The sequence below is a fragment of the Haloferax volcanii DS2 genome, from assembly GCF_000025685.1.
Taxonomy (GTDB): Archaea; Halobacteriota; Halobacteria; order Halobacteriales; family Haloferacaceae; genus Haloferax; species Haloferax volcanii.
Genome location: NC_013967.1, coordinates 2,367,549 through 2,386,439 on the forward strand (window position 1 = coordinate 2,367,549; position 18,891 = coordinate 2,386,439).

At 68.1% G+C, this 18,891-nt stretch carries 19 protein-coding genes, 1 tRNA gene and 1 CRISPR repeat array (1 of these 21 cut by a window edge); of the genes, 10 read left to right on the plus strand and 10 right to left on the minus strand.

Annotated features, from left to right (window positions below; genetic code table 11):
- Positions 1-55 precede the first annotated feature (55 nt).
- The 3 genes from HVO_RS16765 to kynU all read left to right on the plus strand — a co-directional run bounded on the left by HVO_RS16765 (position 56) and on the right by kynU (position 3,717).
- On the plus strand, positions 56-1,006 hold the full coding sequence (locus HVO_RS16765; RefSeq protein ID WP_004042467.1) for an alpha/beta fold hydrolase: 951 nt from the start codon (positions 56-58) through the stop codon (positions 1,004-1,006).
- Positions 1,007-1,344: 338 nt separating this feature from the next.
- The gene (locus HVO_RS16770) at positions 1,345-2,385 is read left to right on the plus strand and encodes an AIR synthase family protein (protein WP_004042470.1); all 1,041 of its coding nucleotides are present in this window, start codon (positions 1,345-1,347) and stop codon (positions 2,383-2,385) included.
- A 54-nt stretch (positions 2,386-2,439) separates the two neighbouring features.
- Complete coding sequence (kynU, locus tag HVO_RS16775; protein ID WP_004042471.1) at positions 2,440-3,717, plus strand: kynureninase; 1,278 nt, start codon at positions 2,440-2,442, stop codon at positions 3,715-3,717.
- 24 nt (positions 3,718-3,741) lie between these two features.
- On the opposite strand, the gene HVO_RS16780 is transcribed toward kynU, so the two are convergent.
- From HVO_RS16780 to HVO_RS16795, 4 genes are all read right to left on the minus strand, one after another.
- The gene (locus HVO_RS16780; protein WP_004042473.1) at positions 3,742-4,440 is read right to left on the minus strand and encodes an SDR family NAD(P)-dependent oxidoreductase; all 699 of its coding nucleotides are present in this window, start codon (positions 4,438-4,440) and stop codon (positions 3,742-3,744) included.
- Positions 4,441-4,548: 108 nt separating this feature from the next.
- On the minus strand, positions 4,549-4,968 hold the full coding sequence (locus HVO_RS16785; protein WP_004042475.1) for a desampylase: 420 nt from the start codon (positions 4,966-4,968) through the stop codon (positions 4,549-4,551).
- Positions 4,955-5,524, minus strand: a complete 570-nt coding sequence (locus HVO_RS16790) for an NUDIX hydrolase (RefSeq protein WP_004042477.1) — start codon at positions 5,522-5,524, stop codon at positions 4,955-4,957. The genes HVO_RS16785 and HVO_RS16790 overlap by 14 nt, the downstream gene beginning before the upstream one ends.
- Positions 5,525-5,596: 72 nt before the next feature.
- Positions 5,597-6,010, minus strand: a complete 414-nt coding sequence (locus tag HVO_RS16795; RefSeq protein WP_004042482.1) for an Lrp/AsnC family transcriptional regulator — start codon at positions 6,008-6,010, stop codon at positions 5,597-5,599.
- Between the two features lie 97 nt (positions 6,011-6,107).
- Between HVO_RS16795 and carA the strand changes: the two genes are divergently transcribed.
- Positions 6,108-7,190, plus strand: a complete 1,083-nt coding sequence (gene carA / locus HVO_RS16800; RefSeq protein WP_004042483.1) for a glutamine-hydrolyzing carbamoyl-phosphate synthase small subunit — start codon at positions 6,108-6,110, stop codon at positions 7,188-7,190.
- A 193-nt stretch (positions 7,191-7,383) separates the two neighbouring features.
- On the plus strand, positions 7,384-8,421 hold the full coding sequence (locus tag HVO_RS16805; RefSeq protein WP_004042484.1) for a PAS domain-containing protein: 1,038 nt from the start codon (positions 7,384-7,386) through the stop codon (positions 8,419-8,421).
- A gap of 63 nt (positions 8,422-8,484) precedes the next feature.
- Here the strand turns inward: HVO_RS16805 and HVO_RS16810 are convergent, their stop codons facing one another.
- Positions 8,485-9,399, minus strand: coding sequence for a GNAT family N-acetyltransferase (locus HVO_RS16810; RefSeq protein WP_004042485.1), 915 nt, complete (start codon positions 9,397-9,399; stop codon positions 8,485-8,487).
- 4 nt (positions 9,400-9,403) lie between these two features.
- On the minus strand, positions 9,404-10,651 hold the full coding sequence (gene gatD, locus HVO_RS16815; protein ID WP_004042487.1) for a Glu-tRNA(Gln) amidotransferase subunit GatD: 1,248 nt from the start codon (positions 10,649-10,651) through the stop codon (positions 9,404-9,406).
- Positions 10,652-10,882: 231 nt separating this feature from the next.
- On the opposite strand from gatD, the gene HVO_RS16820 reads away from it, so the two are divergent.
- Together HVO_RS16820 and HVO_RS16825 are read left to right on the plus strand one after the other, a co-directional pair.
- A complete protein-coding gene (locus HVO_RS16820; protein ID WP_004042489.1) occupies positions 10,883-11,092 on the plus strand; it encodes a PLDc N-terminal domain-containing protein in 210 nt (69 codons plus the stop codon).
- Positions 11,093-11,188: 96 nt separating this feature from the next.
- Positions 11,189-11,686 carry a hypothetical protein gene (locus HVO_RS16825; protein WP_004042491.1) on the plus strand — a complete coding sequence of 166 codons (498 nt, stop codon included), beginning with the start codon at positions 11,189-11,191 and terminating at the stop codon, positions 11,684-11,686.
- Positions 11,687-11,689: 3 nt separating this feature from the next.
- On the opposite strand, the gene HVO_RS16830 is transcribed toward HVO_RS16825, so the two are convergent.
- Positions 11,690-12,343 carry an ArsR/SmtB family transcription factor gene (locus HVO_RS16830; protein ID WP_004042493.1) on the minus strand — a complete coding sequence of 218 codons (654 nt, stop codon included), beginning with the start codon at positions 12,341-12,343 and terminating at the stop codon, positions 11,690-11,692.
- 65 nt (positions 12,344-12,408) lie between these two features.
- Positions 12,409-13,110: a DUF1405 domain-containing protein gene (locus HVO_RS16835; RefSeq protein ID WP_004042494.1), complete on the minus strand. Its 702-nt coding sequence runs from the start codon at positions 13,108-13,110 to the stop codon at positions 12,409-12,411.
- Between the two features lie 135 nt (positions 13,111-13,245).
- Here HVO_RS16835 and gpmI point away from each other — a divergent pair, with 135 nt between their 5' ends.
- The gene (gpmI, locus tag HVO_RS16840; protein ID WP_004042496.1) at positions 13,246-14,826 is read left to right on the plus strand and encodes a 2,3-bisphosphoglycerate-independent phosphoglycerate mutase; all 1,581 of its coding nucleotides are present in this window, start codon (positions 13,246-13,248) and stop codon (positions 14,824-14,826) included.
- Between the two features lie 59 nt (positions 14,827-14,885).
- Here gpmI and HVO_RS16845 read toward each other — a convergent pair whose 3' ends face one another.
- Positions 14,886-15,518 (minus strand): TVP38/TMEM64 family protein, encoded by a 633-nt coding sequence (locus HVO_RS16845; protein WP_004042498.1) that lies wholly within the window; start codon positions 15,516-15,518, stop codon positions 14,886-14,888.
- Positions 15,519-15,608: 90 nt separating this feature from the next.
- Between HVO_RS16845 and HVO_RS16850 the strand changes: the two genes are divergently transcribed.
- Positions 15,609-15,980 carry a DUF5830 family protein gene (locus HVO_RS16850; protein WP_004042499.1) on the plus strand — a complete coding sequence of 124 codons (372 nt, stop codon included), beginning with the start codon at positions 15,609-15,611 and terminating at the stop codon, positions 15,978-15,980.
- Between the two features lie 33 nt (positions 15,981-16,013).
- Here the strand turns inward: HVO_RS16850 and HVO_RS16855 are convergent, their stop codons facing one another.
- Entirely contained in the window at positions 16,014-17,162 is a 1,149-nt protein-coding gene (locus HVO_RS16855) for a DUF7115 domain-containing protein (RefSeq protein WP_004042501.1), read from the minus strand.
- Positions 17,163-17,290: 128 nt separating this feature from the next.
- Here HVO_RS16855 and HVO_RS16860 point away from each other — a divergent pair.
- Positions 17,291-17,439: transfer RNA gene (locus tag HVO_RS16860), tRNA-Met, on the plus strand.
- 123 nt (positions 17,440-17,562) lie between these two features.
- Positions 17,563-18,891: a CRISPR direct-repeat array (repeat unit 30 nt; unit sequence GCTTCAACCCCACAAGGGTTCGTCTGAAAC) (it continues 221 nt past the right edge of the window).

An 18,891-nucleotide genomic window follows, 5' to 3' on the forward strand; every position in this document is an offset into this window, starting at 1 on the left:
ACGGCGGTCGCCAGTCGCCGCGGTACATTTGTCTCTCGCCGCCGTAGCGAGGGGTATGGCGAAGCAATCGGGACTGTCGTGGGACGACGTGGAACTGTCCGTCGAGGCGACGAGCCGCCGCATCGACGCGGGCGAAGTCACGCTCCACGCGGTCGAAGCCGGGCCGGAAGACGGCGAACTCGTCGTCCTCCTCCACGGCTTCCCGGAGTGTTGGTACGCGTGGGCGGACTACCTCCGCCCGCTCTCGGAGGCGGGCTACCGGGTCGTCGCGCTCGACCAGCGCGGCTACAACCTGAGCGACCGTCCCCCGGGCGTCGAGTGGTACAGCATCGACGAACTCGCCGGCGACGTGGTCGGCGTCGCGGACGCGCTCGGTCACGAGACGGCCCACGTCGTCGGCCACGACTGGGGGGGCGCGGTGGCGTGGTGGACCGCGCTGCACCACCCGGACCGGGTGCGCTCGCTCACCGCGATGAACCTCCCGCATCCGACGGTGCTCGCCCGACACCTCAGACGCGACCCGGGCCAACAGCTTCGGAGCTGGTACGTCCTGTTCTTCCAACTGCCGAAGCTCCCCGAGCTCGTCGCCCCCGTCGGCGACTGGGCCGTTTTGGAGCGGGCGATGACCGGCTCCGCGCTCCCCGGCACGTTCTCGGCGGCCGACCTCGACCGCTACCGCGCCGCGTGGTCGGTGCCCGGGGCCTACGGTTCGATGGTGGACTGGTATCGCGCGGTCGTCCGCGAGCGCCCGCGGCCCCGGGCCGAGACGGTCGACGTGCCGACGCTCGTCGTCTGGGGGAGCAAAGACCGGTTCCTCCGGCCGAAGATGGCGAGGGAGAGCCTCGCGTTCTGCGAGGACGGCCACCTCAAGACGTTCGAGGAGGCGACCCACTGGGTCCACCACGAGGAGCCGGTCGCCGTCGCCCGCGCGGTCGTCGAACACCTCGACGACGCGTGGCGGACCCCGAACAACACCCCCGACGAGGCGGGCCACCGACCGGTCTGACCGCCGGAAGGCGATGTTTCTAAAGCGGCCATATTCTCCGCATTCTCGATGGAGCTATATAGGTCCATCGAGGGAACTTAGCGAGGTTCTTGTACGTCCGGCGTTCAGGTCGAACCGACGCGGGAGCAGTCCGGTGGTGGGACTTTCCATGCCCCTTCGAACCGTCTCCGCGTCTCTTCATGAGCAGGGACGGGGGACCGTCCCACCTTTCGACCGGCGAGCGACCGCGCCGACCAACCGGGCGAGCGCGACCCGCGTCGAGACCGAAACCGCAATCTGTCCCGGCCCCGCCGGCGACGGATGAGTACGTTCTTACTCGCGGCCACCGGAGGTCGCGTATGACCGACCTCGGAAAGGTCGACCGCGAGTTCTTCGACGAGTACATCTACCCGCGGTTGGGCGCGGCCCGCGACGACGTGGCGCTCGGCCCGACCCACGGCGTCGACTTCGGTCTCCTCGATATCGACGGCACCGCGGTCGCCATCGCGACCGACCCACTCTCCGTGCTCCCCGCGCTCGGCTTCGAGCGCGCGGGGCGGTTCGCCATCGACATCGTCCTCTCGGACATCGCCGTCTCCGGGCTGGACCCCTCGCATCTCGCCGTCTCCTTTACGCTCCCGCCCGAGATGACCGACGACCAGTTCGCCGAACTCTGGGGGGCGATGCACGACGAGGCCGACGACCTCGGCGTCAGCATCGTCACCGGCCACACCGCCCGCTACGCCGGCTGTTCGTACCCGTGGGTCGGCGGCGCGACCGCCCTCGCCGTCGGCGACCACGACGACGTGGTCCGCCCGGACGGCGCGAAACCCGGCGACGACGTGCTCGTGACGAAGGGACCGGGCGTCGAGGCCACCGGCCTCCTGACGACGCTGTTTCCCGACGCCTTTTCCGACCTCGACGCCGACGTGCTCGCCGCGGCGCAGGACCGACTCGACGAGACCGACGCCGTCCGCGACGCGATGACCGTCTCGGCCGCCGGCGGCCGCGGCGTCCACGCCATGCACGACGCCACCGAGTGCGGCGTCCACGGCGCGCTCAACGAAGTCGCCGGGAGCGCCGGCGTCCAACTCGAAATCGACGAGTCGAGCGTCCCGTTCCGTCCCGGCGTCCGCGAGACCTGCGAGTACCTCGGCATCGACCCGTGGCGCTCGACCACCGCCGGGTCGCTCGTCGTCGCCACGGACCCCTCGGTCACGGACGACGTGGTCGCTGCGCTCGACGCCCGCGGCACCCCCGTCGGCGTCGCCGGCATCGTCGTCGCGGGCGAGGGCGTCGTCGTCGACGGCGAGCGCATCGAACACCCCGACGTGGACCCCTCGTGGGCCGCCTACGAGCGACTCGCCCGCGAGGCCGACGAGTCGGACGCCGACGAATAAGGGACGCCGCCTCGGCCCTCGCACTACTTGTCGCGCGGGCGCTTCAGGTCGCGTATGACTGACTCCGGCAACCCCGCCGTCGACGCCGCCCGCGAGATGGACGCGGCGGACCCGCTTTCGGACCTCCGCGACCGCTTTTTCGTCCCCGAGGGCGAACTATACATGGACGGTAACTCGCTCGGCCCGCTCTCGGTCGATGCGGAGGCGGCGCTCGACCGCGTCGTCGACGAGTGGCGCGACCTCGCCATCCGCGGGTGGACCGACGCCGACCCCGAGTGGTTCAGCTACGGCGAGCGACTGGGCGACCGACTCGCCCCGCTCGTCGGCGCAAAGCCCGAGGAGGTCGTCGTCGCCAACTCCACGACGGTCAACATCCACGCGCTCGTCGGGACGTTCTACGACCCCGCCCGCGGCGAGAAAATCGTCGTCGACGACCTCGACTTCCCGACGGACCACTACGCGATTCGCGCGCAACTCCGGGCGGCCGGCCGCGACCCCGACGAGGCGCTCCGCGTGGTCGAGAGCCGCGACGGGCGGACCATCGAAACCGAGGACGTGCTCGACGCCGTCGACGACGACGTGGGGATGGTGTTTCTCCCCTCGGTCCTCTACCGGAGCGGTCAGCTGTTCGACATCGAGACGCTCACCGAGGCGGCGCACGAGGCCGGCGCGCTGGCCGGCTTCGACCTCGCGCACTCGGTCGGCGCGGTCCCCCACAGCCTCTCCGAGGTCGGCGTGGACTTCGCCGTCTGGTGTCACTACAAGTATCTCAACGCCGGCCCCGGCTCCATCGCCGGCCTCTACGTCAACGAGCGCCACTTCGGCGTCACGCCCGCGCTCGCCGGCTGGTGGGGCAACGACAAGGAGACGCAGTTCGACATGGCGATGACCTACGAGCCGGCGCAGTCGGCCGGCGCGTTCCAGTCCGGGACGGTCCCGGTGCTGTCCGCGGCCCCCCTCGACGGCGCGCTCGACATCGTCGAGGACGCCGGCGGCGTGACCGCCCTCCGCGAGAAGTCGCTTGCGCTCACGGACTACCTCATCGCCCTCGTGGACGAGCGACTGCCGGAGTGCGAGGTCGGCACCCCGCGTGACCCCGCGGCCCGCGGCGGCCACGTCGCGGTCGAGCACCCCGAGGCCTACCGCGTCAGCCTCGCGCTCAAGGAGCGGGGCGTCATCGTGGACTTCCGTCAACCGAACGTCGTCCGGATGGCTCCCGCGCCGGCCTACGTCGGCTTCGAGGACGTGTACCGGGCGGTCGAGCACTTCCGCGAGATTCTGGACGGGGAAGCATACGAGGCGTTCGAGAAGCAGAGCGGCGGCGTCACGTGAGGGTCGCGGCGGGGGGTCGGTCGCTTACCAGTCGATGACTTCCTTGTCGCGCCAGAACTTCCCCGCGGGCGCGCCGGGCTTGAACGTCGCGAGCCACGTCGGCGTCTCCGCGCCCTTCTCGACCGGTCGGTTCGCCTCCTCGCCGCCCATGTCGGTGCGGACCCAGCCGGGGCACACCGAGTTGGCGATGAGGCCGTCGTCGCCGTACTGGCCGTCGAGGTAGGTCGTGAGGCCGTTGAGGCCGGTCTTCGAGATTCGATACGCGGGCGACCCGCCGGACTGCTCCTCGCCGAGCGCGCCCATGCCCGAAGAGACGTTGACGACGCGGCCGCCGTCGGACTGGAGGAGGAGGGGAACCGCGTGCTTGCACAGGAGCATCGGCCCGCGGAGGTTGACGCCGAGGGTGCGGTCGATTCGCTCGGTCGGTTCGGCGACGATGTCCTCGCCCTCGCCGCCGACGCCGGCGTTGTTGACGAGGACGTCGAGGCGGTTCTGGTCGGCGAAGATGCCGTCGACGACCTCCTCGATGTCCCCTTCTTGGGTCACGTCGAGGAGGACTCGCTCCGTCTCCTCCGGCGTCTCGTTGGTGACGCTGCGCGACCCCGCGTACACCGTCGCGCCGCGGTCGCGGAGATTCGCGGCTATCTGGCGGCCGATGCCGCGGTTCGCGCCGGTGACGAGCGCGACCTGTCCGTCGAGGTCGTCGTAGCGGTCGGGTTCCATGGCTGCGTCTGCGAACTGAGAAAGGATATTCTCACCGAAGCGTGTCGGGCGCGAGCGACCGGTCGGAGGGGCGGCAGGTCACTCGACGGCGACTGGCCGAGGACCGAGTCACTCGACGGCGACGGAGAGTTCGCGGAACTCGTCGCCGGTCCACTCGTGGGCGGTCATCCGGCCGTCGGGCGAGCAGATGAGATAGACGTATCCCGGCCACGACGCCCGTTCCCGGTCCGTCGCGCTCGGGACCGGGTCGGACTCGGGGTGCGAGTGGTAGAAGCCGACCGCGTCGTCGCCCGCGGACTCGATGGCTTCGAGAATCGAAACCGTCTCCTCGGGGTCGAGTTCGTAGGCGACCCGCGGCTCGGCGGCGACGTTCGAAACGGGGTGGGCGGCGGTGACGGTGCGCGCGTCGCTGTCGCCGGCGAGGACGCCGCAGACCTCGGCGGGCGGGTCGCCGGCGGCACCCTCGCGGGCGTGCGAGAGAATCGAGTCCCGCGCGTCAGCTGCGAGAGAGAGCCTACTCGAAGTCACGGCGCATGGCGATTTCGAACCACGGACAGAGACGCAGTTGGCGGTACCACTCGGGGTTGTCGTGGAGGTGCTCGTAATCCGCCCAGAGCATGCCCGCGATTTCCTCTTCGTCGGGGTCGAGCGTGGTGTCTTCGAGCGTGACCTTCAGGACGGCACAGACTTCCCACTCCAGCCCGGCGTTCTCGTAGTAGCGCTTGTACTCGAACTTGTCCGTGACGCGGAGGTCGGAGTACTGGTCGGGCGAGATGCCGAGTTCCTCTTCGAGGCGCTCTTCGGTGGCTTCCTCTTGGGTCTGGCCCTCGACGGGGTGGGAGGCGACGGTGCCGTCCCAGGAGGTGTCCCACAGGCGCTTGTTGGGCGCGCGCTGGGCGAGGAGTATCTGTCCCTCCTCGCTGAACACGAGGCAGGTGAAGGCGCGGTGGCGGATGCCGTCGCCCGTGTGGGCGTCGAGTCGGTTGACCGTCCCCTCGGCGTTGTCGTCGGAGTCGACGGCGATGACGTCCTGCGCTGCGTTCTTGTGGAGTTCAGTAGCCTCGTCGGCCGCTGCGTTGCTCATGTGCCTTCCGTCGGAGTCGGGGGTCAACTAAGCTTCGATGCGAACCGCGGACCACGCGGCGGCGGCGCGGGATTAGCCGAGGCGCTCGTCGAGAATCAGGCGGGTTTTCGTGCTCTTCACGTCGTCGTGCTCGCGGGCGCGGGTGATGAGGTCGTTGACGGCGCGGGTGTCGGCGGCGTCGACGACGAGGACGATGTCCTCCTCGCCGGAGACCTGCCAGACGAAGTCCACGTCCTTCCAGTCGGCCATCAGCTCGGACACGTCGTTGGTGTCGACGTCGACCGCGACGGTCACCTCTATCATCGCCTTCAGGTTCCCCGTGCGGGTCGAAATCGTAAAGCGCTCGATGACGCCCTCCTCGACCAACCGCTCGACGCGGTTTCTGACGGTCCCCTCGGAGGTCCCGACCTCGGCCGCAATCTCTGTGTTGGGGGTCCGAGCGTCCCGTCGAAGGATATCGAGAATGCGTCGGTCAAGCTCGTCCATACACCACGTGCCCACCCCAGCGACTTACCGATTACGAATTTCGTAACTCGACTTCGAAAGTAACACTTATGGACCCGTGTTCCGTTCGTTTCTCGTAATGTCGGACGCCTATCTGGCGCTGGAAGACGGACGCGTGGTCGAAGCGCGTGGCCGTGTTCCGGGGCGCACACGCGGTGAACTGGTGTTCACAACCGCATATACGGGATACGAAGAGAGTCTGACCGACCCTTCGTACGAAGAGCAAGTCCTCACCTTCTCGTACCCCCTCATCGGGAACTACGGCGTCCGAGCCGAGCGATTCGAGTCCGACCGGGTCCACCCTCGGGCGGCCGTCGCACGCGAGTTCACCGAGGAGGTCGTCGAGTGGCTCGCAGACGAGGGCGTCCCGGCGGTCGACCACCTCGACACGCGCGACCTCGTCACGTCCATCCGCGAGGAGGGCGCGATGAAGGTCGGCATCGCCGTCGGCGAGGACGTGACGCCGGAGGACGCGAAGGAGGAACTCGCGCAGTGTAAGGGCATGAGCGAGCACGTCGACATCGGCGCGCAGGTCACCACGACCGAACTGACGACGTTCGAGGGCGACGGCGACACCACCGTCGCGCTCGTCGACTGCGGCGCGAAGGGTTCCATCGTGGACTCCCTCGTCGACCGCGGCGCGACGGTGCACGTGCTCCCCTACGACGCGGACGCCGAGGACGTGTCCGCGCTCGACCCCGACGTGCTGTTCATCTCGAACGGCCCCGGCGACCCCGAGAACTACACCGCGACGCACGACCTCGTCGAGGAGTTCGCCGGCGAGGTCCCGCTGGCGGGCATCTGCCTCGGCCAGCAAATCGTCGCCAGCGCGCTCGGCGGCACCACGGAAAAGATGGCCTTCGGCCACCACGGCGTCAACCAGCCCGTCCGCGACCTCCAGACCGGCAAGGTCGTCATGACGACCCAAAATCACGGCTACACCGTCGCCGACCCCGGCGACAAACTCGACGTGACGCAGGTCAACGTCAACGACGACACCGCCGAGGGCCTCGCCAGCGAGGAGCTGAGTGTCATCACGCGCCAGTACCACCCCGAAGCCCACCCCGGCCCCCACGACTCGCTCGGCTTCTTCGACGACGTGCTCGCCATGGCGGGTACGGAGGGAAACGAGCATAAGCCCCGAGCCGTCGCTTCGGACTGACCACCGCGGCCGCGACTGCGACCGCGACCACAATCGCAACCGCGACTGACCCGATTCCAGACGCCCGGTCGACTGCACCACGACCGCCGGCGGCCGAACACCGCTTTTCGAATATCTCGCGCCGCGAGCGGGCGGTTCGTCGTTCCCCGCCGTGGTAGAAACTGTCAAACGGGTTCCCAGCGTACGCTCTGTGATGGACGACGTATCGCTCATCGAACGCGGCTTCGAGGAGTTCCCGGCGACGATTGCGCTCCTCGACAGCCGCGGCGACATCGTCTACACGAACCGGTCGTGGCGGGCGTTCGCCGACGCGAACGACTACGCGGGCGACCCCGATTCGACGGGCGTCAACTACCTTGCAGTGTGCGACGCGGCCCGCGGGACCGACGAAATTGCCGGCGTCGTCGCCGACGGCATCCGCGCGGTTCTCAGGGGTGACCGCGACCTCTTTACCGCCGAGTATCCGTGTCACTCGCCCGCAGTCTACCGGTGGTTCGCGCTCCGGGTCGTCCCGATAGACACGCCGAGGCACGGGAGCTTCGCGCTCGTCTCCCACTTCGACATCACCGACAGGCGGCTCGCGGAGCTGCAGGTCAACGAGAAAAACGAGCACCTCGCGGCGCTCGTCAGCGTGCTCGCCTCGGAACTCAAAGCCCAGCTCGCGTCGGCCACCGCGTCCGCCGAGCGACTCACCGCGGTCGACGGCGACGCCGCGGTGACGCTCTCCAAAAGCCTCTCGCGCATCGATTCGCTCGTCGAGTGGGGCATCACCGTCGCCGGGCAACCGAGCACGCTCGACCTCGGGGCGGTGGAGTTCCGCCCGCACGTCGCGCAAGCACGGGCCCTCGCGTCGCCCGATGGCGCGGACGACGCTTCGCTCCGGGTCGTCGGCGACGGGTCGCTCTCGGCCGACACCCACCTGTTCGGCCTGTTTCTGGTCGCGGTGCTCACGAACTGCTACGAGCGGAACGCGTCGTCCGGTTCGTCGTCCAGCGTCGTCGTCGGGACGACAGCCGACGGCTTCTACGTCGACGACGACGGCCCCCGCCCGTCACCGGAAGAGCTCGCGGCGGTGACCGCGGATTCGAACCAGCTGCTCGGCGTCGATTACGACGCCACGCATCTCTCGACGGCGCGGCGAATCGCTGACCTGCACGGCTGGCAGTTCGACGTGGGCGACTCGGAGCTCGGCGGGGCGCGCTTCGAAGTCCGCGGCGTCGACTGGAACTGACCGACGGTCGGCGGTCGGCGGTCGGCGGTCGACGGTCGTCGAAAGCGCGCACTTGCGCGCCCGTCAGGAGAGGTCGGCTTCCATGACGAACGTCGGCTCCTCGGCGAGGTCGCTCCGAGCGAGTGCGGCGTCGGTAACCCAGTCGATGCGCTCGGGGAACAGGACGCGCGTCCGGTCCGCGCCGACCGAAGCGGCGTCGCGTCGAATCGCGTCCAACAGCGACTCGCAGGCCGACGCGCCGTCCCACGCGGCGACCGCGTACTCGGCCCACGTCTCCTCGCCCTCGCCCTCGTCGTCGCGTTCGCGCGAGTAGGTCCGGTTGCGATAGGTGAATCCGGTCGCGCGGTCGTCCCCGACGACGAACAGTCGGTCGTCGGCCGCGGCGTCGTGGAGGCGGTCGCGGGTCAACTCGGAGAGCGCCCACGTCTCGACGGGGTCGAGTGCGAGCCCCGACAGCGCGGTTCGCGCCTCGCTCCCGGTCCAGTAGGTCCACGCAGCGTCGGCGTCGTCGCGGATGGCTGCCGCCGGGTCGGCGGTCGCGTCCGGGTCGGGCGTCGCCCAGCGGAACTCGATGCCGGGGTCGAACCCGACCGTGCGGGCGTTGGCGAGGCTCGGGACGTTCCACGAGTAGACCATGTTGCGGACACGCCGCGCGCCGCGCTCGCGCGCCCAGTCGAGAAGCGCGTGCGACAGTCGGGTCGCGAGACCCTGTTCGCGGTAGTCGGGCGCGACGCGCATACCCTGCGCCCACCCCTCGTACTCCGACAGCATGACGACCTGTGCGATGGCGGCCACGTCGTCGGAGGGCGTCTCCTCGCCCATGTCGACGAGGAGCGTCGCCTGCGCTAACTCGCCGGGGGAAATCCAGTCGTGGTAGATGTCGGGGATGTAGTCCGACCCGCCGCGGTCGGCCCACGTATCGCGGGTGAACGCGGCGACCGCGTCGTAGTCCTCGGGTCGGGCGGGTCGAATCTCCATCAGTTCACTCCCACGGGACCGAGCGCTGGGTCAGTTCGCCTTCGAGGTTCCGACCCATCGCGTCGGTCGGGTCCGCGACGTTGGCGAGCGCCCACATGAGCTTCACCTTTGCGGTGCCGGGGAGCGTGTCGCCCGCCTCGACGACGCCGGCGTCGAGCAGGTCGCGGCCGGTGTCGTAGACGCGGTCGCAGACGCGGCCTTCGAGACACTGCGAGGTCATGGCGACGACCGTGCCGCCCTCGACGAGTTCCTCGAACTGCGGGATGAGGTCGGTGTGGACGTGGCCGAGGCCCGTCCCTTCGATGACGACGCCGGCTTTCTCGTCGAGGTAGTCGAGCGCCGCGGGGTCCATCCCCGGCGTGAACTTCACGAGTTCCACCTCGGACTCGATGTCGGCGTGGAGCGCGAGGTCGGCCTCGCAGCGGGGGGTGTAGTCGCGGCGGAACGTGACCTCCTCGGCCTCGTAGTCGACCTCGCCGAGCGGCTTCGCGCCGACGGTCTCGAACGCGTCGCGCCGGGAGGTGTGGTTCTTGCGGACGCGCGTCCCCTCGTGGAGCGCGCAGACGTCGTCGGACTCCGAGGCGTGCATACAAACCATCACCTCGGCGGCTTCGGCCTTCGCGGCCTCGACGGCGCAGACGGCGTTCATCACGTTGTCGGAGGAGGGGCGGTCCGCCGAGCGCTGACTGCCCGTGAAGACGATGGGAACGGGCGTGTCGAGCATGAACGACATCGCCGACGCGGAGAACTGCATCGTGTCGGTGCCGTGCATGACGACGACGCCGTCGGCTCCACCCTCGATTTCCTCGGCGACGGCCTCGGCGAGGTCGACCCACACGTCGGTCGTCATGTTCTCCGAGAGGATGTTGGCGACGACGCGGCCGCGGTAGTTCGCCCGCCCCGCGAGGTCGGGGACGGCCCGAAGCACGTCCTTGGCGTCGAACTGCGCGGTCACCGCGCCCGTGCGGTAGTCGACCGTCGAGGCGATGGTCCCGCCGGTCGAGATGAGCGAGATCGTCGGCAGGTCGTCGTCGAACTCGATTTCGGAGGTGCCGTCGCCTTCGGACTGCGCGTCTTCGATGTCGTACACGTCGGTTTCGAGCACGTCCACGTCGGCCCCCTCGCGGGCGATGCCGACGTTGTACCCGCCGTCGAGTTTGACGACGAGGTGGTCCTCGGTGGAAGACGGCATGAGCACGCCTTCGTTCGTGACGTCCGCGCGGGTGACGCGGACGCGGTCCCCTGCGTTCATATCGCGGGATACCGCGGGGGCAGACTTCAAACCCACCTTTTTACCGTTCGGGGTCGCCTCCGGCGACCCGCTCACGGCAAAAACCTGGAGGGAAAAACGCCGAGTAGCTCGCTTCGCTCGCGACTCGGTACGACGACTGGGAGAGAACCGACCGAGCGAAACGAGGGAGACGGACGCACCACCGACATAACGAACACAAGACATTTTACCCGACTGTCCGTCGGCCAGCGTATGCTCCCCACGATACTCCTCCAGTCGGGCGGTGCAGGCGCGCTCGTAATCGGCCTGCTGTTTTTCCTCCTGTTCCTCGGGATGGTAGTGTGGACGTACAGCGACGCGCGGCAAAACAGCAGTCACCCGGCGTTCCTCTGGGCCGTCGTCGTCTTCCTCGCCCCCCTTCTGGGACTCGTGTTGTACTTCATCCTCGGCCGCAACGCGTAGGACCGAGACGACCGGCGCACCGTCGCGCGCCGAAACACTCACCGCGACCGACTCACCGGCACAAGAGCCATCAGGCTCGCCCGCGAGCCTGTACGCATGCAACGGTCGGACCAACGGGAGTCTGAGCAGTCCGTCGACGACCTGCTCTCCGGGGTGAACCGCGAGCGCGACGAGGCGACGCAGGCGGAGCGTTCCGCCTCGTCCGGCGGCGGCGGTCGCCTCGGCGGGCTGTTCTCCCCGCGCGTGTTCCTCGCGGCGCTCCTGCTCTCCATCGGCGGACTGCTCGTCGGCGGTGCGATTCCCCTCGTCGGCTTCATCGGGCGGTTCGTCGGCATCGCCGCCGCCGGCTTCGTCCTCGGCGTCGTCGGCTCGAAGCGATACTACACGGAGGTCGTCCTCGCCGGTGCAATCGCGGCGGGCCTCGCGTTCGTCCTCTCGACGCTGTTCGCCGTGTTCGCGCCCTTCGCGGTCCAACTGCTCGCGGACTACGGCGTCGCTATCGCGGGCGTCGGCGCGGCGAGCGGCGGGCTCGCGGGGCTGGTCGGTCACTACTTCGGCCGCGACCTCAGAAACGGGCTGACCCAGGAGCTGTAAGCGTCAGTCGATTCGCCAGCGGTCGCCGTTGTGGGCGACGAGGCCGCCTTCGGCGAGGTGGTGGAGCGCGCTGTCGACGACCGCGGGGTCCGCGTTGAGTTCCTTTGCGATGCCGCGGACGGTGTTCGACCCGTTGGCGAGCGCGGCCAGAATCTCCGCGTAAAAGCGGCTGTCGGCGTCGACGCCGAGGCGGTCGTTGAGGCGGTCGAGCACGTCGGTGATGCGGCCCTGCACCCACCGCTGAGCCAAGGAGAGTTCGTTGTCGAGCTCCTCCAGTTTCCCGAGTTCGCGCGCCAACTCGGAGACGTCGTCGGTGCCGGCGTTCTCGACTTCGAGCGTCACGTGCGGACAGCGCCCGGCCATGTCGAGGCTCGGACTCGGCGGGTAGGCGCTCTTCGCGCCGAAGCCGTACGGCGAGACGTTCACCTCCAGTCGGAGGTTCCGCGAGATGTGGAAGTACTTGCGCCGTTGGTCGTCGGTGCGCGACTCGATGAGCCCCGCGTCCTCCAGCTTTCGGAGGTGGTCGATGACGGCCTTAGGGCTGACGCCGAGGTACTCGCTTATCTCGGTGACGTAGCACGGTTTGTGCGAGAGCAACCGCAGGATGCGCCGGCGGTTTTCGTTCCCGAGTAGGTCGAGCAGTACCGCGGAGTCCATTACGAGGTCATAGACTGCCGGTGGGGAAAAGCCTGACTCATGTGATACTCCGCGCTGTCGTGCGATTAGCGATTGTGACTCGCGGGGCGTTCACGGGCGGTCTCCGTGGCGTCCGGGAGGCGGTCGAACGCCCGCGACGCGAGGAACACCGCAAGAAACGAGAGGGCGACGGTGATGCCCGCGAGGAGCGCCCCCGCCTCGTACTTCAGCGGCGGGTAGTAGCCGAGGCCGTAGTCGAACACGTCGTTGACGAGCGCGAGCGTGAGGGCGAACCCGAGTGCGCCCTTCGTGGTCGCGCCGTACCGCGGCACGACGAGCGCGAGCGCGAGAAAGCCCGCGTGAGTGAGCATGATGCCCCAGTAGTCCCACAGCGCGGCCCCGGAGAAGCCGACGTAGAGGTCGGGTCGGAGGTTGAGCGCGACGACCGTCCAGACGCCGTATTTGACGAGCCAGACGAACGCGAGGGTGTGGAGGTACGCGAGCGGTCGGTTGACGGGTGCGTCGGCGACGCGGCGACCGAGGTTCGGAAGCAGCGTCGCGGCCGACAGCGTCATCAGCGCGAGGGCGGCCGGCGAGTCACCGAAAAGCGGGTAGAGAAACGTCGGCAGGTCCGACAGCGCGGGGTCGGAGTGGACGTAGAAGCTCACCCCGACGAGGAACGCGGCGGCGTTGAGGACGAGGAAGACGACGAGGCTCGGGCCGTTTCCGAGGTAGTACTCCGTCCAGTCGTCGACCGCCGCGTCGAGGTCGAAGTCTCGCAGACCCATCGCCGAGTCGGACGGCGCGCCGAAAGAAAAGACCGTCGGGGCGACACCCCGGGGGTCGATGGCTCCGTACGCGACACGTTGTCACCCCATGTCGGGAGCAAAGGACAGTTAGCCCGGCGCGCCGAACGGCGACGTATGGACGCAGCACTCATCATCCTCGACGGGTGGGGACTCGGCGACCACGACCGCCGCGACGCAATCAAGGCGGCGGACACGCCGAACTTCGACCGCTACCGCGACGCGGGCGCGTTCGGGACGCTCATCGTCGACGGCCGGCGCGTCGGTCTCCCGGACGGCCAGATGGGCAACAGCGAGGTCGGCCACCTCAACATCGGGGCCGGCCGCGTCGTCAAGCAGGCGTACACCCGCATCGGCGACAGCATCGACGACGGCTCGTTCTACGAGAACGACGCCATCACGGCCGCCTACGACCACGCCGACGAACACGACGGGCGCGTCCACCTCATGGGCCTCGTCTCCGACGGCGGCGTCCACTCCGACCAACAGCACCTCCACGCGCTCATCGAACTCGCCGCCGACCGCGGCGTCGAGGCCGTCACCCACGCCTTCACTGACGGCCGCGACACCAGCCCCACCGGCGGCGAGGAATACCTCTCGGACCTCGAAGCCGTCGCCGACGAGCAGGGAACCGGCGGGGTCGCCACCGTCTCCGGGCGCTACTACGCGATGGACCGCGACCAGAACTGGGAACGCACCAAGCGCGCCTACGACGCCATCGTCGAGCGGGAGGCCGAGTGGACCGCCGAGACGGCCGTCGACGCCGTCACCGAGTCGTACGACCGCGGCGACACCGACGAGTTCGTCGAGCCGACCGTCGTCGACGACGCGCCCGCGCTCGAAGACGGCGACTCGGTCGTCTTCTTCAACTTCCGCGCCGACCGCGCGCGACAGCTCGTGGGGATGCTCTGCGACATCGAGCCCGTCTGGGAGTTCGAGACGACGCCGCCGGAGCTTCTCATGACGACGATGACGCAGTACGACAAGACGTTCGACGTGTCCGTGGCCTACCCGCCGGAACAGCCCGAGGACACGCTCGGGGAGGTGCTCGCCGGGGCGGACATGACGCAGCTTCGGATGGCGGAGTCCGAGAAGTACCCCCACGTCACCTACTTCCTCAACGGCGGCCGCGAGGTCGAGTTCGACGGCGAGATTCGGAACATCGTCGAGAGCCCCGACGTGCCGACCTACGACCTCCAGCCCGAGATGTCCGCGGTGGAGCTCACCGACACGGCCATCGACATCATCGAGTCCGACGACCCGAACGTGATGGTGCTCAACTACGCCAACCCCGACATGGTCGGCCACACCGGCGACTACGGGGCCGCCATCGAGGCCGTCGAGGCTGTCGACGAACAGCTCGGGCGGCTCGTCGAGCGCGTCCGCGCCCGCGGCGGCCACGTCTGTATCACCGCCGACCACGGCAACGCCGACGACATGGGAACCGAAGACGACCCGCACACGGCCCACACGTTCAACCCCGTCCCGTTCGTCTACCTCGCGGCCGACCGCGACGACGAGGCGGCCGCGGAGAACGACGCCGAGGCCGAGCAGGACGAAGTCGACCCCGACCACCCGCTTTCGGGCGGCCGGACCGTCCGCGAGGGCGGCTCGCTGTGCGACATCGCGCCGACAATCCTCGAACTCGTCGGCGTCGACCAGCCGTCCGCGATGACCGGCGAGTCGCTGTTAGATTAGAATAAGACGCCGCCGCTCGCGCACCGATTCTCGCGTTTTCTTTCTCCGTCGCTGTTCTCCTACGCGCCCGACCCGCTTCGGTAGCGACGGTACGCGGTCGGGACGAGCATCGACACGCCTGCGATAGCGGCGAGGACGACGAACTCCGGGCGGACGGCCGCCGCGAGCGAGTCCGTCGTGAGCGTCTCGACGGACGCGCCGGCGACGACGCCCGCGACGGCCCACGGAAGCTCCCCGGCGGCGGTCCCGAGCGCGAACGCGCCGAGTCGGACGTTGGCGACGCCCGCCGCCACCGACACCACGTCGGAGGGAATCGGCAGCAGACGGCTCGCGGCCACGCCCTTCACCGACCCCGTCTGTTCGACGGTTCGCTCGCCGACGCCGGCAAATCTGGTCGCCCCGCGGTAGCGCCGCGCGAAGAGGAACGGCGGGACGCTCGTGAGGACGATAAGCGCCAGCGCGAACGGCACGCCGACCGGTCCGAGCCCGTAGCCGACGACGAGCGCGAGGAGCGTCGTCGGCCACGCGAGAAGCGGGCGCACGAGCGCGAGCGCGCTCACGACGACGACGAGTCGCACGGGGTCGGCGGCGACCCACGTCGCGTGTGCGATGACGGCGTCTGGCGACGCGAACAGGAGACCGGCGATGACGGCCGCGAGCGCGAGGCCGGCGGCGAGACGCGGACGGGGCACGGAAGCTCTGGAGTCGGTCGTCGCGCCGCGACCAAACGCTTTGTGCTTCGGAGGGCTTTAGCCCGCCCCCGTTCGAGTGGCTCCCGAACCGTGACCGAGCCCACACGCGACGAGCGCGTCGAACTCGCGCTCGACCTCCTCGCGCACCTCGAAGCCGACGAACTCTCCCTCGCCGAGGTCGTCGACCGCATCGAGACGGTCACCACGGACCCGACGCTCACCCGCGACATCCTCGACGCGGCGGAGCTTCGCGGCATCATCGAGCGCGAGGGCGGCCGCATCCGTCACAACCGCGGCGGCACGTTCGTTCGGTTCGAGAGTCAGGTCGTCCAACGCGAGGGCGACTTCGACTGCCGCCGCTGCGGCGCGTCCATCTCGACGGGCCACTTCGTGCGGTTCGACTCCGGCGAACTCGGGCCGTTCGGCTCGTCGTGTGTGAGAAAAGCACTCGGGCGGGAGTAGGTCGCCGCGGTCGTCGCCGGTCGCGCGACCGCGTTACCGCCCGCGGCGGAGTTCTTCGATGAGCTGTTCGACCAGCTCCTGCTGGTGGCGAATCTGCTCGCTTTGGGCCTCGACGACCTCGCGGAGCGACTCGACTTCGGCAGCGAGAGCGGCGTAGTCAGCGTCCGCGGTGGCGGTATCGCCCGCCTCGGACTCGGCGGCCGATTCGAAGCCCGACCCTTCGAATCCGAGGTCGTCGGCGCCGGCGACGTTGCCGGACGACTGCTCGGCGGCCGGCGACTCGGCGGCCGACTGGGTCGTCGCGGCCTCGGCCGCCTTCGCTTCCGCCACCGCGCCGGTCGCGGCGGCAGCCTCGGCGGACCCGGTGGACTGGTTCCGAGCGGCCTGCTGGGTCGGCTCGGCGGGCGCGGCGTCCTCGGAGAGAGTGGCGTTCGCCGGCTCGTCGGATAGTTCGCCGGGGTTCGCGCTCAGCGGGTCCGGCCCCGCACCGAAGTCGGTGTTGTCGCGCTCCGTGTCGGCGCCCTCGGCGGCCGCCTGTGCCTGTTCCATCTGGACGCGGAACTCTTCGAGGCTGCCGACGCCGTGGTAGTCACACAGCGCCCGCGCGAGTTTCTCGCGAACGAGTCGCGCCTGTTCGTTGGGAATCTTGAACCGCTCTTGGCGGCCGTCGACGGTGAGTACGACCGTCGTGGCGACGCTTCCCGACTCGAATTCGAGGTCGGTCACGTCAGCGAAGCGGTACGCCTCGTAGTCTTCGTCCCAGACCGCGCTCCCGATGTGTCGGACGACGCGGGCGTCGGTGATAACGAACGTGAGTTCGCTGAATCGGAACGCCTGAACCAGACGCTCGCCGTCTTCGTCGGTCACGCCGGCGGCCGAGAGGACGCCCTCGACGATAGGCTGGAGTGCGTCGTCGAGTCGCTTCGCGGACAGCGAGAACGTCTCGCTTCCGTCGAGACCGTAGTCCAGCGATATCTTCGCTTTTCGTCGCCCCTCCTTGACGGACAGTTGCTCGGCAGCGTGCGAGAACTCGTCGACGGACTCGTCCGAGAGGAGGCCTTCGGCCCGATAGACGAGCGTCCGCGTCGGAGTTACAAACAGTTCGTCCTCGCCCCCGAGGTGGACGCGGGTCACCACGTCTTCCTCTCCGAGGACGGACTGGACGATCTCCGGTTGGCTCATGCGTGTGTGCACCCGGTGTTGGGACATAAATCCGCGGGTGATGAGTCGAATCGAGTGCCGTGGTGACCCGTCCCGCGGTCGTCGGAGATGAGAAGCTTAAATACAACCAGCACACAACAGGAAGTTGAGCCCGGGTGGCTTAGCTGGACATAGCGCCGCACTCATAGGGTTTCACAATCGGTGCGGAACGCCTTGGAAGCCTCCGCCCCCCGCGAGGTCATGCCGGCCTCGCACCTGGGACATGCGGAGATCGTGGGTTCGGAGCCCACCCCGGGCATTCTTCGACTTCAGTACGTGATTGACTAATACGGGCATCGCAATGCCGTCTCCTGATTCTTCACTTCGATACGGGTTCGTCTGAAACATCCACCGTGCCGCCGAACGAGACCACGTTAGTCGAGCTTCAACCCCACAAGGGTTCGTCTGAAACGCGGGCAACCACCCGAGCGGAGGTGTCGACGCATGAGCGCTTCAACCCCACAAGGGTTCGTCTGAAACACTGCATGAGCGCCTGGGCAGTCCCGTCGACGGAGCTTCAACCCCACAAGGGTTCGTCTGAAACGGTCGGACCGCCACCGAGCCAGCGCTCGCGACGGCCGCTTCAACCCCACAAGGGTTCGTCTGAAACCTTTTCCTCGCGCCCCTCGCAAAGCACTCGATAGGCGGCTTCAACCCCACAAGGGTTCGTCTGAAACTCGGACGCCGACCGCCTGGACATCTACGTCTACGATCCGGCTTCAACCCCACAAGGGTTCGTCTGAAACAGTCTTCGCCGTCGCCCACCGCCATGGCGTTATCCAGCTTCAACCCCACAAGGGTTCGTCTGAAACGCGTGTCGTTTGAGGTGTCGACAACATTTGCAAAATTGCTTCAACCCCACAAGGGTTCGTCTGAAACCCGCTGCCCCCGAGTTGTCAACCGCTTCAAGTGCGGTGCTTCAACCCCACAAGGGTTCGTCTGAAACCGGTGTCGAGGTCGTTCGCTCCGGCGGGGATTTCGACGCTTCAACCCCACAAGGGTTCGTCTGAAACCGTCCGATGCGCTGTCGGCGTCGATGCGGAACTCGATGCTTCAACCCCACAAGGGTTCGTCTGAAACCACCGTGTTCAGTCTCTTGTCGCAGTCGGATGTCGCTTCAACCCCACAAGGGTTCGTCTGAAACTCGCGTCGCCATCACGGCGCTGACATTCGCCTACGCGCTTCAACCCCACAAGGGTTCGTCTGAAACGGTGTTCGAGGAATACATGGCCCCGGAGGGCGAGGACGCTTCAACCCCACAAGGGTTCGTCTGAAACAATCTTCCGTGGGATCTCGTAGTAATCGAGGATTTTGCTTCAACCCCACAAGGGTTCGTCTGAAACCGCTCGATACCGTCGTTGCTGTCAGCGACCTCCGCGCTTCAACCCCACAAGGGTTCGTCTGAAACACGATTTACGAGATTATCGAAAGAATGGACGTTGAAAGCTTCAACCCCACAAGGGTTCGTCTGAAACACCAACGACTCGGATGGAAGCTGGTGAGCGATATGCTTCAACCCCACAAGGGTTCGTCTGAAACTGGGATTCGGTCTCCACAAAGACCCCACTAACTGTGCTTCAACCCCACAAGGGTTCGTCTGAAACGGGTTCGGCATGCTCCCATAGCCGCCAGTGCCGTCGCTTCAACCCCACAAGGGTTCGTCTGAAACGACGTCGACGATGTTGTCTCGGACGAGGTCGGGCATGCTTCA

Coding starts and splice junctions, on each gene's coding strand:
- HVO_RS16765 (WP_004042467.1), top strand. CDS start 56: ATGGCGAAGCAATCGGGACTGTCGTGGGACGACGTGGAACTGTCCGTC.
- HVO_RS16770 (WP_004042470.1), top strand. CDS start 1,345: ATGACCGACCTCGGAAAGGTCGACCGCGAGTTCTTCGACGAGTACATC.
- kynU (WP_004042471.1), top strand. CDS start 2,440: ATGACTGACTCCGGCAACCCCGCCGTCGACGCCGCCCGCGAGATGGAC.
- HVO_RS16780 (WP_004042473.1), bottom strand. CDS start 4,440: ATGGAACCCGACCGCTACGACGACCTCGACGGACAGGTCGCGCTCGTC.
- HVO_RS16790 (WP_004042477.1), bottom strand. CDS start 5,524: ATGAGCAACGCAGCGGCCGACGAGGCTACTGAACTCCACAAGAACGCA.
- HVO_RS16795 (WP_004042482.1), bottom strand. CDS start 6,010: ATGGACGAGCTTGACCGACGCATTCTCGATATCCTTCGACGGGACGCT.
- carA (WP_004042483.1), top strand. CDS start 6,108: ATGTCGGACGCCTATCTGGCGCTGGAAGACGGACGCGTGGTCGAAGCG.
- HVO_RS16805 (WP_004042484.1), top strand. CDS start 7,384: ATGGACGACGTATCGCTCATCGAACGCGGCTTCGAGGAGTTCCCGGCG.
- HVO_RS16810 (WP_004042485.1), bottom strand. CDS start 9,399: ATGGAGATTCGACCCGCCCGACCCGAGGACTACGACGCGGTCGCCGCG.
- gatD (WP_004042487.1), bottom strand. CDS start 10,651: ATGAACGCAGGGGACCGCGTCCGCGTCACCCGCGCGGACGTCACGAAC.
- HVO_RS16820 (WP_004042489.1), top strand. CDS start 10,883: ATGCTCCCCACGATACTCCTCCAGTCGGGCGGTGCAGGCGCGCTCGTA.
- HVO_RS16825 (WP_004042491.1), top strand. CDS start 11,189: ATGCAACGGTCGGACCAACGGGAGTCTGAGCAGTCCGTCGACGACCTG.
- HVO_RS16830 (WP_004042493.1), bottom strand. CDS start 12,343: ATGGACTCCGCGGTACTGCTCGACCTACTCGGGAACGAAAACCGCCGG.
- HVO_RS16835 (WP_004042494.1), bottom strand. CDS start 13,110: ATGGGTCTGCGAGACTTCGACCTCGACGCGGCGGTCGACGACTGGACG.
- gpmI (WP_004042496.1), top strand. CDS start 13,246: ATGGACGCAGCACTCATCATCCTCGACGGGTGGGGACTCGGCGACCAC.
- HVO_RS16855 (WP_004042501.1), bottom strand. CDS start 17,162: ATGAGCCAACCGGAGATCGTCCAGTCCGTCCTCGGAGAGGAAGACGTG.